This is a genomic window from Bacteroides sp. D55t1_190419_B8 (assembly GCF_015558905.1).
In the GTDB taxonomy this organism is placed as follows: Bacteria; Bacteroidota; Bacteroidia; order Bacteroidales; family Bacteroidaceae; genus Bacteroides; species Bacteroides vicugnae.
On record NZ_JADMOU010000016.1, the window covers coordinates 83,967 to 98,564 of the forward strand.

The 14,598-nt window shown below is 42.8% G+C and carries 9 protein-coding genes; 1 reads left to right on the forward strand and 8 read right to left on the reverse strand.

Annotated elements, in window-relative coordinates:
* Nucleotide 1: 1 nt before the first annotated feature.
* From I2I13_RS14690 to I2I13_RS14725, 8 genes are all read right to left on the reverse strand, one after another.
* A complete protein-coding gene (locus tag I2I13_RS14690) occupies nt 2-904 on the reverse strand; it encodes a glycerophosphodiester phosphodiesterase family protein (RefSeq protein ID WP_167511791.1) in 903 nt (300 codons plus the stop codon).
* 61 nt (nt 905-965) lie between these two features.
* Nucleotides 966-3,116 carry a fimbrillin family protein gene (locus I2I13_RS14695; RefSeq protein ID WP_195649818.1) on the reverse strand — a complete coding sequence of 717 codons (2,151 nt, stop codon included), beginning with the start codon at nt 3,114-3,116 and terminating at the stop codon, nt 966-968.
* 20 nt (nt 3,117-3,136) lie between these two features.
* Nucleotides 3,137-4,030: a fimbrillin family protein gene (locus I2I13_RS14700; RefSeq protein WP_195649819.1), complete on the reverse strand. Its 894-nt coding sequence runs from the start codon at nt 4,028-4,030 to the stop codon at nt 3,137-3,139.
* 19 nt (nt 4,031-4,049) lie between these two features.
* A complete protein-coding gene (locus I2I13_RS14705) occupies nt 4,050-5,501 on the reverse strand; it encodes a right-handed parallel beta-helix repeat-containing protein (RefSeq protein WP_195649820.1) in 1,452 nt (483 codons plus the stop codon).
* Nucleotides 5,502-5,556: 55 nt separating this feature from the next.
* Nucleotides 5,557-7,332, reverse strand: a complete 1,776-nt coding sequence (locus tag I2I13_RS14710; protein ID WP_195649821.1) for a RagB/SusD family nutrient uptake outer membrane protein — start codon at nt 7,330-7,332, stop codon at nt 5,557-5,559.
* A gap of 13 nt (nt 7,333-7,345) precedes the next feature.
* Entirely contained in the window at nt 7,346-10,342 is a 2,997-nt protein-coding gene (locus I2I13_RS14715) for a SusC/RagA family TonB-linked outer membrane protein (protein WP_195649822.1), read from the reverse strand.
* Between the two features lie 31 nt (nt 10,343-10,373).
* The gene (locus I2I13_RS14720) at nt 10,374-11,543 is read right to left on the reverse strand and encodes a glycerophosphodiester phosphodiesterase family protein (RefSeq protein WP_195649823.1); all 1,170 of its coding nucleotides are present in this window, start codon (nt 11,541-11,543) and stop codon (nt 10,374-10,376) included.
* Between the two features lie 218 nt (nt 11,544-11,761).
* Entirely contained in the window at nt 11,762-13,411 is a 1,650-nt protein-coding gene (locus tag I2I13_RS14725) for a DUF6377 domain-containing protein (protein ID WP_195649824.1), read from the reverse strand.
* Nucleotides 13,412-13,744: 333 nt separating this feature from the next.
* Between I2I13_RS14725 and I2I13_RS14730 the strand changes: the two genes are divergently transcribed.
* Nucleotides 13,745-14,587, forward strand: coding sequence for an alpha/beta hydrolase (locus tag I2I13_RS14730; RefSeq protein WP_195649825.1), 843 nt, complete (start codon nt 13,745-13,747; stop codon nt 14,585-14,587).
* The last annotated feature ends 11 nt before the right edge of the window (nt 14,588-14,598 follow it).

The following is a 14,598-nucleotide window of genomic DNA, read 5'->3' on the forward strand; positions in this document are numbered from 1 at the left end:
ATTAGTCATGCCACCCTTTACTTCTCAAATAATTGAGCATAAAAGCCGGACTGTCTGTTTGAAGGATTCGTGCTCCCAACTTGTTTATCAGATACCCATAACTAGCATCCGGGTCTTTCTTTGCAGCCTCATCATCATGCCCGCCTGCCAGAGAAGCCCACAAAGTATTATACCAGATCAGACTTTTCCCTGCCAGCCTGCGCTCCATTTTGGCAGGTACCGGACTAGAAGCATTTCTGTAACAAAGCTCAAACGCAACCGGATGCAACTGTTCCATATAATCTTCAACAACCTTCATTGATTTTTCCTCATCAATCGTTACGACAGGCATATAAATCACCTTATCCAGATAAGAACCGAACTCCCGCTTCACCGTCTCCACCGGTTGAGCACCTTTCATTATAACTAAATCAGCAGTATCGGTTTTCTTCAATATAATATATACATCATCAAAAATGCTGTAGGCCTTATCCAGATTAACCATAATCTTACCTTTGGCTGCCAACAATGCTTCTTCCAAAGTAGGAACAGTATGTTCCGTTAACTGGCCATCCTTATCCTTCAATCGGAGTTGCTTTATTTCAGCCAACGTTTTATCTTTTACTTTTCCTGTACCATTGGTAGTGCGATCTACCGTATCGTCATGCATGAGAACCAGCTCGCCGTCTTTCGTCTTACGGATATCTATCTCTACAATATCCACCTTCATCTGAATAGCACTATCGATAGCCGCCAAAGAGTTTTCGGGAGCAATACTCCAATTTCCGCGATGCGCCACCACTAAAACCTTATCCAAGTGCGGATTCAATACATCTTTGCGAATGAGCTCCGCCCGTTGTGCAGCCAGGAAACCTGACTGCAAACAGAACAGCAACAAAAGCACTATAAACTTGCTTTTCTTCATATCTTTCATTTGTTATTTAATCTTCTTACTTAATTCAATATCTACTATATTTTGGTCACAGTTACAATCCTGCATCATAAGCACCAGCCTGCATCTTGTTGACATTACGGGTTGCTCCACGCTGGTCCACTCCAAAGCCGGCTTCACCAACCCAGTCTACAAATTGCTGCCCCACAGTTGCATCAAAGGATTTCACTGCATTTATCACAGCCTGCCTGGTTGCAAATTCATCAATAACACTGGTCACAGTCCATTGATAAACGCCATCCGTTAAAGTAGCAATAGGAAGAGTTTGAGATGAATAATCCGTATCCGTAGCAACTGCTCCCCAACCGGCATCTGCCGCCTGATATACATTGTATCCACCGGAAGTGATATTACCTACATAAATAGTTCTATTTCCGGCTCCTTTGGCAAATAAAGAGTTGACCACAAGAGAAGCATTTTTCCCTGCACGGAAAACACCATTCGGATTTCCTGAATTGCCGACAATCGTAGTATTAGCAAGCATAAAGTAAGCATCTCCATTGACAGTAACACTATTATTACTTGTGCCTGTCGTACCAAGTACAGTCGTATTATTCATACAAACATACCCGTTTCCGGCATGTATAGCGGTTCCCCAAGCTGCTGGTGCATAATTCTCATGCAACAAACAATTATTCATGAATAATGAAGGAGCATTATTATTACCTACCAAAATGGCTCCTCCTCGATTAGCACCTCTATTATTCACAAGTTCTACATGCTCCAAGAAAACATTTCCTTTGGCTATTTTAATAGCTGGACCAGCATCTGAAGCACTTTCACGATTAAAGTTTTTCACGACACAATTTTTCAGTTGCAGAATAGCATTGCCCGATTGACCTGCCGCTACATAGAATCCATTCACATTTCCTTTATCACCTTGCTTATATTGTCCATCAAAAACACAATCTTTGAAAGTTATATTTATTTGATTTCCAAGGCAAAACATTCCGTCATTTGTAGCAGATGCATTACTACCCGTATTTCTGACGAAAGCAGTCGTATATTTAGCAACGTCACGTTTCGTTAAATCCGTTCCCGTACTTAAAGGATTATATCCGCCTTCAATCGTTATTTCCACTTGCTTACTATAACCGCTATATTCTATCTTCACTCCGGAGTTTTCTTTCGCAATCTCATAAGAGCCCGCAGCTACATAAATCTTTTTACCATCCAGTTTGGCTGCATTAGCATTGGAAATTTCACTGTTACTATTCGTTTGCAACAAGTTGCGTAACGCATCTACTCCCATTGCATTATCCCAATCCATACCGGTTGCATTTCCGGCAGGTTGCTCTTTCACATAGTAAGCCGCCAGTTGCAGTTCTTCCGCATCTCCGCCCGGCAAAGTACCGCTATCCCACGGAGAAACAATCGGTTCACTGATAGTTATGATCGAGCCTTCCACTTTTAATGTGAATTCATAACACCTTCCGGGTTTCAGTTCCGGTATACCGGGCAACACCAGATCTTCGCCCAAATAGTTTAAGGAGACAAAGGTAGCAGTTGTCCCGGCTTTTCCGGGAGCCACAATGGCAGTATACATACAACCATCCTGCCCTGCCTTACCACCTTCGGGAACTGTAATGAAAGGGGATATTAAAGAAGTACCCGATACCACTTCCCCGTTTGTATATCCCTGATAGGAACCAATCTTTACTCCCTGAACCTTGGCTTGTCCGCCTACATCTGCAAGCGTCATAATCACTTTTGCCATTTTCCGGTTCATACCCAGACGGAGAATACGGGAACCATCGTCCGTTGCATTCTCTACGGTACACGTCATATAATCAGCCATAGCCAGGTTTTCCAAACGTTGCTGGTTTGTGGGAAGCGTAAAATTAGCCGTACTGGCTCCGTTCACTACCGGATAAAAAGCCGAATAAGTTACCGGTTCCTCCCCCCATCTTAAATAATAATTATCGGTCGGCACCCATTTTCCTTCCGAAAGTACATAATTCAGATATCCATCCTCACAACTTAACTGAATTTCATCACCCTCATTAAATTGTTTCTGCAGATCTCCCGTTGCATCGGGATTACTACGTGTAAAGACGGTATTAATTACAGCTTCAATCTGAATAGCACCGGAATCTTCACTGTACACAGCTATATCCTTATCTGTATCACAAGCCGCCATACCCATCAACAAATAGGCAGCCAATATCAGTTTTGTAATCTTCATAGTTTATATCTCCTCCTTCTTTAGTTCCGGTCGATAAGTTGTCCGGTTGCCCAATTTCTGGCCATCTTACTAGCCAATCGGACAGTTGTGTTTACATTCAGAGTCAAAGTATGTTCCACTCCTTTTTCCAATTCAATGGCTTCCTTTGCAGTCCAGATATACAGTTTCCCGTCATAGCTGAAGTTCACAGAGAAGCCCTCTGCTATTTTTTGTGGAGGCAGAATACATTCGCAAGATTCCGTCCCTTTATAGGGAGCCACAGTAGCCACCACGGCATCTGGCGCAGGAACAACCATCGGAACCGTTGCCGACAAATCACAAATGCCATTAACAACAGCCCCATTGATAGACATATCCCCTAACTTATTCATCGCAGCATCTGTCGTTCCATTGACTGTGATTTTTATAATCAGCTTGCTCATGGCATGACTCAAAGAGATTTTCAGCTTTCCATCCGCAGTTAAATCCTGCTCCGGATCGACTGTTGCTTTCATCAACAAAAAATCGGAGGACTTCACATTCTCCTCAGTAGCCTGATTGGTAAGAGCATTGACTGCCAAAGAGGCATCTGGAGCGGCTTCACTCATATAAGGCGCATACGCTATCATCGTCACCGGCGTTCTTTCCGCATCCCAAAGCATCTGCTGACCGTCGGACGTACTCCAGGCACTTCCGGAACCAACCATTTGCTTATGATAGTTATAAGCAGCATTCTCGCTGTTCCGGATCATCAATCCGAAACGTTCCAGATTCGTTGCGTCATACCCTGCACGCGACAAAGGTTCATTTACTTCTGTAATGATACGGATTACATGGTCTTCGGGGAAACTACCCGTTGACAGTAATTCATCCTCATTATTTGAGCATCCGGCTAGTCCGACGCCCAAAGCTATTATATAAAATATCTTCTTCATGTTACAGTCGTTTTAGAGTTTAATTGGCCAGAACAGCATCATAAGCACCGGCCTGCATCTTATTGGCATTACGAGTCACTCCCCGCTGGTCTATTCCGAAAGCATCTTCACCGATCCATTCCACAAACACTTCTCCCAAATTAGTAATAGGCGAAGCCACCGGGTTAAAGCTTTTCGCAACTTCTATCACCGCCTGCCTGGTAGCATATCCTTTTACCGAACCAATCTGATTAAGATCCCACACATACACTCCCTCCTCATTCAGCGCACCGTTCACCTGATTTGGATAAGCCGTATCGGACGCACTCATCGTTATTCCCGTCACACGCTGATACACATTATATCCCTTCGAGAAAGCCTCAAAGTTACTACCATTCAGATTAAAACTCGGAGCCGAAGGATTTTCAGAAATCAACAGATTATTAATAAACTTCGTATCACCGCCAACTCCCGTCTCACAGCGTACAGCCCCATGACTATCATTCGCATTTCCAATGATTGTGTTATTAGTCAGCAGTATACTACCTCCTCCGTTCAAAGCGGCACCTGTCCCCATATTCTCTATCAGCGTGGTATTGTTTATACAAATATGTCCTTCCGACATCTGAATACCATTTCCCCACGAACCGTTATGAGAATTACCTTTCAGCAGACAGCCATTCATAAATACCACTGCCGTCTTGCTACTACAACGAACAGCTCCTCCACGACCTGCAGCCGTATTGTCCAACAAGCTTACCTTATTCAATCGTACCTGTCCTGACAAGACAAAAACAGCCGGGCCACCCTGCTTGGCAGAAGTTGTTACTCCCGACTTACAATCTCTAATCACGCAATCGGTCAACTCAATAGAAGTATCGCCGGCACCGCCGCTCACGTAAATGCCACTACCACATTCGGTAGTACTCGCATCCGCTTCAGACACATACCCATATTGAAAAGTAACCCCTTCAATAGCTATATGCCCTTTCTTGACAAGCAACAAACCACAATCACCGGCATCCGCCTGCTTATTTCCGTTCACATCACCACTGATGACTGTCACATACGCATCTATATCACGTGCCGAAACATCCGTTCCTTCACTAAACTGGCTATATCCGCCCTTAATCGCTTTGACATCCTTGCGGACGATTACACCAAGCCCACTCTCTTCGGACATTATATATTTTCCCTGACTCATATAAATCGTACTCTTGGAGAGATCGATTGAACCGCTCAACAACTTACGGAAGCCAGCCGCATCCAGCGCCTGTTCCCAAGAACTGCCATCCATCTCACCTTCACCGAATTGAGTCACAAAGTAACTCTCCAATCCTTTCTGCATAATCACTTCTTCGTCCAGATCGTCATCGTAATCCGTCATTATAGGCGGATCTATCATCTCATAATCTTCCTGGCATCCCTGTGCCAACAGAATCATGAAAGCCAGCATACATAGCTTCGATATTATGAATAATCTATTTTTCATTTTCTTTCTTTTTTAACTTGTACATTAGATAAGAATAATCGCAAATTCACCGATTTCACCGGGAAATATCCGGATAACCGGGATTCTGTTTCAGATATTCATTCTGTTCCAGTTGCGTCTGCGACAAGGGGAACAATTCATAATGATCGTCTGCATCCCGTGGTTTATCCCACCATGCTTCCTGATACCTGTCAAAGCGGATCAGATCTGTACGCCGACGACTCTCCGCCAGAAATTCCCGTCCCCACTCATCCAACATTTCTTTCAGATCGAGCACAACGTTACCTTCCGGCTGATAAGCGATATTCGCTGTAAAGTTTTCATAGTTGCGTTTACGCACACTGTTCAGCAACTTGCCAGCCTCACCCGCCTGTCCGAGACGGAGAAGACATTCAGCCTGCGAATAAATAATCTCGGCCAAACGAATCTCCGTGTAGTCAGACTCGATATAATAACCTCCGGTAAATGGATAGAAAGGATACTTCACACAGTAAAGCCCGGAGTTGAAGTCACCATTGCCCAACTTGGATTCCTTATAAGCCGGATTGGAGATATAGCCTGATTCTGCATTTCCCTCAAATCGTCCGACCTGGTCACGCAAATAAATCACATACTGATTATCCGGGTTCTTGGCATATCCTCCACTGACAGCGGAGTTGGCAATCTTACCTTCAAGAAAGAACATACCTTCACGTGTGTTATTACCCGTGTTCACATATTGCTTATATCGTATATCTCCCTGATATTTAGCAAACTTCCGCGTAACCATTCCCAAACCATAGTCAAACAGTTCGCGTGGTTGCTGGTTGTCATAGCTCGGTGAAAGTGCATATTTCGGATTCCGTTCGCCATTTCCTTCTATCTTCAGGTAATACGCACTGCCATAAGGCAAACCACGGCCGTAAACCGTTCTTCTGTCATTTTGCAGATGCCAGCTGGTCAGTCCATAAGAACCGGGGAAACCAAAGATTACCTCATTACACATTTCATTATTCCAATCGAAAGGTGCATACCAATTATCAGCAATTGCATAATATCCGAACTCTCCCCCAGTGATACGTTTACACATATCGATACATTCCTGCCATTTGGCCTGGCCGATCCATACTTCTGCATTCAGATAGAGACGTACCAATAAAGATGCCGCAGCAGCTTTGGTAAACTGTCCCTGCTGGCTGCCATTGCCGGATTGTCCACTCTTGGAGGGTAAAGCTGTCAGACAGTAGTCTTTCAATTCACTTTCGATGAAATCGAACATCACCTGCGGAGAAACTTGTTTCCGGTTTTCCGGTAGTTCGTTCACTGCCTGATCCGACGTGGTCGTTAAAATGCAGTTGCGATGTGTATTCAACAGACGGAGATAACCCCAGGCACGCATACAACGCAGCTGTGCTTTAAAACTTTCAAATTCACTGTCGCTTAAACCAAAATTAGACGGGTTCAACTGTGCCAAGTCATCCAATACCATATTGCATTGACCAATGCCTACATAAAAGTTGTCCCATTCACTCAACCAGTCCCCCTGATTGATATCATCATATTGATGACGATGATACATTTCCCACAGTCCTCCATCGTACCACCAAGTACCACGAGTAGGAGTAATCAGTTGGTCTGCCGGTAGTTCTTCATTCTCATGACGTATCCAGATGCAGCAGTACATGTGTTCAAAAGGACGGAAGACAGCGTTGATAACATCCTGTTTCGTGTTATAATAGTTCTTGGACATCACCTGGTCATACACCGTTTCCGACAGATCAGTACAAGACGGTAGGCCTAACACTGTACCTGCCATCATACTCAATCCTATAATATATTTTGTTATTCTCATAATTGTTTTTCTTTTAAAAACTTACTTGTAAACCTAAAATAAACTGGAAAGCAGATGGATAATAGTTGTATCCTCCTCCGAAAGTACCCGGTGTCAGTCCATTCACTTCGTATGTAGAAGGATCTACACCCGTAAATTTCGTAAACGTATAAAGATTGTTAGCTGTACCGAACAGGCGTATCTTTTCGATGTACTTCTTATTCAGGTTCATCGTATATCCTAAAGTAATGTTGTCTATCTTCAGGTAATCACCCGGTTCGATGAAATAGTCGGTAATCACATTCTTACCTGTTGTGATATGGGCATTCTTCGAATAAGCGGTGGTCAACTGATTGGTACTCATACTCTGTAATCCGAAATAGAAATCGTGCACGTTAAAGATGTCAAATCCGGCAGCACCACGGAGAGCAACAGTCAAATCAAAGTTCTTGTAAGTGAAGTTGTGCGTCATAGAACCGGTGAATTTCGGCAAACCGTTTCCGGTTACTGCTTTGTCTTCTTCCGTACCTTGGGATACAGGGATTACATTTCCCTTCTTGTCATAAATCAACCAGTCACCCTTTTTATCCACTCCCGCATAACGGTATGTGAAGTAGTTACCGATACGCTCTCCCTCTTCAATCCGCTGCAAATATCCCGGATTATTGGGGTTTGCCATGCTACAGGTGGAGTAATATTTCTGTCCCTTGTACACATCATTGGAGAAGCTGACAAACTTGTTATTATTAGTAGCGCCCACTAATGTGAAACTATAAGTGAAGTCTTTTGTCCGGACAGCATTGACTGTTATATCAAGCTCGAAACCGGTATTGCGCAATGTACCTACATTGGCATAGATTGTAGAGAACAAATTAGGTGGAACCGATACGGAATAGCTACCGAGTAAGTCGCTTTGCTTACGGTGAAAATAGTTAAATGAACCGGTCACCTTGTGTTTGAGGAGCGAGAAGTCCAAACCGATGTTCTGGTTGTGTCCCTTCTCCCAACGAAGTTCCGAATTGACATTCTTACTCGGCCCCCATACATGGAAGTTGTTACCGCCATACTGATACCAGCCATAAGCCTTATAAGTAGCCAAAGACTGGTAGTTACCAATTTCCTGATTACCGGTTACACCATAGTCATAACGCACTTTCAAGTCATCAATCCATGAAAATCCTTTCATAAATTTTTCATCCGAGATACGCCAACCGACAGATACAGCCGGGAAATTACCCCATTTATGATTCTCACCGAAGCGGGAAGAGCCCTCGTGACGTAAAGAGAAAGTAAACAGATAGCGCTCTTTCCAGTCATAATTAACACGTCCGAAGAAACTGATTAGTTTATGGTCATTCTTATAAGAACTCATCATGGTCTTTCCCTCTTTGGCTGCTTCCAGACCGGAGCCCAGATTATTATACGTCAAGCCGTCGGAAGAGAAATCCCAGTTTTCGGCTCCCATACCCGAACTTACACCGTAATTATAACTATAACCCACCATTGCACGGATTTGGTGATCCTTCATACGTGTAGAGAAGTTGGTCACCCATTCCAGATTGTTATTGGTGTTTTTATCAAAGTCTCGGCTCGCTTTTCCGGCAACGCCCGAATTCACATTAGGACCGTAAGTAGATGGTATGAACCATCCGTTGAACTTATCCACCTGATACTGTGAAACAGTAACCTGCGATTTCAAGACCATATTCGGGTTTGCAGGATTAAACAATGGCAGCAAATTAACGGCAGCAGTAGCATTCCATTCCAACAATTTAATCTCCGTACCATTTTCTTCCTCATTCAATTGCTCAACAATATTCGAACTATCTCCTCCGGACGGAAAACGATAGTACCCATTAGCTGATTCGGGATCATAAACCGGCATCGTCGGATTATTCTTAATAACGCTGCCATACACACTGGCTGACTTGTTCCGGTCGATGACACGGGGAGTCATATTGGCTGCGAACGTAAACAAGCCATCTTTCGTTGTATGGCTGATGGTGGCACGTGCACCATATTCCCGACGGTCGGAACGCAGGTCGATTCCCTGCGCTTTACGATAATCGGCTGTTACGCGATAATTGGTCCTCGCATTACCTCCGGAGAAGGTTAACGTGTGCATGTGTGTCACTCCCAAACGGGTAACGGCATCAAACCAGTCTGTACTGGCTCCCATATCAGAAAGTGGATTAGACACCGTACGATAAGCACGATATTCCTCCGCATTCATAATGTCCAGCTCTTTCTTTGCTTTATTGAAAGTGACGGCAGCACTGTAAGTAGTATGCACTTCCCCGTCACGGGTTCCCTTTTTCAGATTAACAAGAATAACACCGTTGCTACCCCGTGTACCATAAATAGCAGAAGCGGCACCATCTTTCAATACATCGATAGATTCAATATCCGCAGGATTAATATTCGTCATATCACCTCCCGGCACTCCATCTACAACAATCAACGGACCCAGCCCGGCATTACGTGATGATATACCACGAATCTGAATACTTCCCGTACTATTCGGATCGGCCAAAGCCGTATTGGAAACAGAGACACTGGATACCTTTCCCTGCAACAACATGGAAGCATCGAGACTGGATATTTGATTCAGGTCTTTCGCACCGACATGCGAAATAGCCGAAGTCATTTCTTTCCGTTTCATCGTACCATAACCCACCACTACCACTTCATTCAAAGCAGTGGATTCTTCTTTCAACACAATTTTTAGTAATTGCCGGTCCTTGATAGCCACTTCTTGTGTTTCATAACCGATATAAGAGATTTTTAAATGTCCGTTCTGCGGAGCACTCACCTGGAATTTACCGTCCATATTGGTGATGCTACCTTGCTTTGTCTCTACAACCACCACCGAAGCTCCGATGACAGGTTCCCCCTTTTCATCGATCACCGTACCGGATATTTTACGTTCCTGCTGCACTTCCCAAGAAGCTCCTCTTGCCTGGATGCCGGAAAACAGCATCAGCACTATACCTAACAGACAGGTACACGTTCTACAATAAATATTTCTCATAAATAGATGATTTTTATATTAGATGATAAAGTTAACGAAGCCCTCTTGCCTGTAATGCCGGAATCAACAAGTCCGGTAAATCCGTCTGTATCATACATACCATCGGATAGATTTGCAAGAGTTCATCCAGATAAGTCTCGTTCAACGTCCATTCGGACACACTACTGCCACTGGCAGGAAGCATATTCACCGTAGCAAGCATTCCATCATTGATTGAACTTCCCAAAGGAGTGCTTTTCCCATTCGTCAGGTAGCTGTATTGCACGAAGTAATTACCCGGTAGTCCTATCATCGGTTTATGACTTCCTGTCCATGTATACACATGTGCCTTGGAAGTAATGCCCAATACTTCTTCCGCCTTCTGCGCACTGTTACAATAGAAAAATACAGATTCCATCATATCCAGTTTCATCACGATATCCACCACTTGTTGCGAAGTTGCTGTACGCGGAGAGTAGTCGAGATTGTAATAGATTCTACCGCGTCCTGCTTTCAGAAACTCTTCCAGAGTAGGCATCTTTTCATCAGTCACCCGACCGTTCCGGTCTTTCAAGTTGTACTTCTGTATTTCCGCATAGGTCATTTTCGTGATGTCCCCCGTGCCATTCGTTGTAGCATTGATCGTCTGGTCATGGCAAACCACTACTACTCCGTCACTTGTCACATGAGTATCACACTCGATCACTTCAGCTCCAGAATCAATGGCATCCTCTACGGAAGAGACTGAATTTTCGGGAACTGTCCTGTCGGACGTATGTGCCCGGTGTGTCATGACCCATACTTTTTTGTTATCCGGCTCTCTGAATTGCTTCATCGCCTCCGTCAACGCCAATAGATTATAGATGCGGATTCTCTTCTGCACCTCATACTGACCTGCCGTAACGTGTAGCGTGTAGTCACCACTCTGAGTATAGGCATAAGTGATAGGGGTGGCAGCTTTCCCCTCCTTGACCGTCCCGTCACCAAAATCGACAGTAATATCGGTATTTCCATCAATGTTGTTGAATTTGACCTCTACCACCTCTTTCAGCATGGCACGAGTACTTACTTGCAGGTAAGGATTCTTTTTCACAGGATCATCGTCAGAGCAAGCGTTGCAAACTATCCCCAATAGAATAGCCCAACAGCAGATCCAGCTTATAGGCCGGCGTTTTGTTCTTCCTTTTTCCGGAACAAAAAAATGCAGTAATTCATTTTTCATTTGTATTTCTATAAAGGTTAATAAAAAAAGAACTCCCGAAAGCGGAATCAGTTCGTTCCGTTCGGTTATGACAAAAATAGAGGGAAATGCCCCGATAAAAAATAGCAAAGGGAATATAAGTGGAAATGCATAATCCACTCAAAGAAATAACTATCTGATAATAAACATATTAATACTTAACAAGCTCACATTAAAAGGTAGATTCGGCACAGATTTTATTAACGGATTTTTGCCACCAAATCTTCAAAATCATCTCGTGAAACACGTGCTTTGGTCTTCACTCTTGAACGATAATTATAGATCGTATTCACCGAGTAATGCAGAAGCTCTGCAATCTGCGAACTGTCTTTTATTCCCAAACGTATCAAAGCAAAAATACGCAATTCGGTATTCAGTAATTCATCCGGCTTCAAGACAATCTGTTCTTCGGGCAACAATAATTCGTTGAGCGATTCCACAAAGTTAGGGAAGAGATGCAGGAAAGCAGAATCAAAGTTCGCATACAATTCTTGCACTTCAACGGTTACAATATCATTGCTAAGATGTGTCATTTTCAACAATTCTGCCACTTGCCCACGTTGCAGTTTCTTGTTTACCAGCTTTCTGTATGCTTGCAAACGGTCTACATATACAGAACATAATTTAAAGAAACGGGCGATATAGGCTTCTTTAATGAGATTGGACTCTGAAAGTTCCAGATTGGTGGAACGAAGGTGGCGGTTCACTTCTTCGAGTTCTTCATTCAAAGAGAACAGCCGTTCGTTTACTTCCTGCAATCCTTTTTTGGCGATGGAAAGGGCTTTCATCTGACGATAAATATAGATTAACGCTACCACCAACAGTAGTGCCAACAAGGCTACACACGTAATATAAATCAGCAGTTCCCGATTCTGTTGCTTGATAATATCCTGATAATTCCCATTAATCATGGAAAGCGGAGTGATATTCATCCAACTCCGCAACCTCGTTTTATAAAATTGTGATATCTCCCATGAGAAATTGATATAGTCATAGGCACGTTTCAAATCTCCTTTGCCATGCAGTTCTTGTGCCAGTACCATCAAAGAAGATTGTTCTTTAATGGCGGAACGTACATCTGATATAGCTGAAAGTACTAAATAATATAAGTGTTCGTCTTTCTTGCCCATGCTCTCAAAAAGACGGAAACGTTGATAAGCCACCAATGCATATTGGGGAGTGCCAAAAGAAGCTTCTGCGAGTCGGCGGTCACTGAATTCCATAGCCTCATCATATTTTCCGGCCTCTCTTAGCTGTGTCTCACGCAACCACAGGTAAGTAGCCGAAGACGAATCTAATGTAACCTCCATAGAATCCCGATATACATGACTCAACTTTACATAGCGGGAAGCAAACATTTTATATCGTGGTTGTGCGGCTCCCGCTTCAGAATATACATGTTCATAACATGTATAATAATGGCCCAAAAGAGATGTTGGAAGGGTCTGGCGATCAATGGAATTTAATATATCTGCCGCTTCCATATACATTCCGATGGAAGATAACAAATAAGATAACTCCAATTGAATTTTAAGTTCTCTCTCTTTATCATTCAACTGTCTTGCCAGTAGCAAGTTTTCATTCAGATAATGGAGTGCGGAATCAGAACTGTATGCTTTATATTCAAGATAGATATCATTATTCAAATGATAGCGTTCAATAGAAAGAGGAGCTGTCTTTCGGGCTTCTCTTTTCAACTCATGGAGTTTGTTTTCTTTAATCTGCACATAAGTATCGGCTTCCTTAATCGTTTTATCAAGTACGTTTAACAGTGAGTCCAAGCGTTCATCAGCAAAAGCTGAATGACAAGAAAAGAAGAGCAAAAGGCAAAATAGACAGTTCTTTTTCATGGGGCGGATAGACTTTAATGAGTATGAGATAACAGAGATTAACCAGACAAATGTAGAGAAAATCTTCGTAATCCTACTATAAACAACTCATAAATTAAAGAGATCAATAGGCTATTACAAGGAAAAAACAGGCTAAAATATAGTCTATGTTACAATTTCTATAAAAAAGAGCTCCAATTATATTCAGCAAGACTTTCAAATTACAAAGAATAAAATGTAACTTTGTAGTCTTAAGATTCTTATCTAGCTTTAATAATCAAAATTTGATTAACATGATAAAAAAAAGATCGATTACTAGTGCTAAGCACTTTGCTGATATTTACATATACAACTATGAATGCTCAAAAGGTCGTAAAACTGTGGGAAACAAACCCACCGACGAATAATGAAATAACAGAAACCGAGAAATGTGAAAGAAATGGTAACTGGATAACAAATGTATCTTCACCCGAATTGACTATCTATCAGGCTAACAAAGCTACAAATACAGGAATGGCAGTTGTGATATGCCCTGGCGGTGGATATGCAGGATTGGCTATTCAGCACGAAGGATCGGAGTTTGCAAAATGGCTGAACGGACAGGGAATAACAGCCTTCGTGCTCAAATACCGAATGCCAAACAAACATAAAGAAGTGCCATTAGATGATGCACAACAAGCAATGCGTTATGTACGCAAGCATGCCAACGAATTTGGCATAGATGCCAATAAAGTGGGTATCGCCGGTTTTTCGGCAGGTGGACATTTGGCAGCCACTACTTCCACTCACTATACAACAGAAGGAACAAGCACAAAGCCTGATTTCTCCATCCTTTTTTATCCAGTCATTACAATGGAAATGGCTACACATGGTGGTTCCCGTTCTAATTTATTGGGTGACAAACCGCTACCTGAAGACATTCAGTTTTTTTCTAATGAGAAACAGATCAATGCGAATACCCCACCTGCAATCTTGCTATTGAGTGATGACGACAAATCCGTGTCTCCAGTCAATAGTATATTCTATTATGAAGCATTAAAGAAAAACAATATCCCCGCAACCATGTACATATTCCCCAAAGGAGGTCATGGTTGGGGAATGAATACAGATTTTGAATACCATTCGCAGATGCTTCACTTATTAGGTATGTGGCTGAAGTCTACTGATACCCAAATAGGGAAGAGCCAGACGAAATAATAAATTGAATA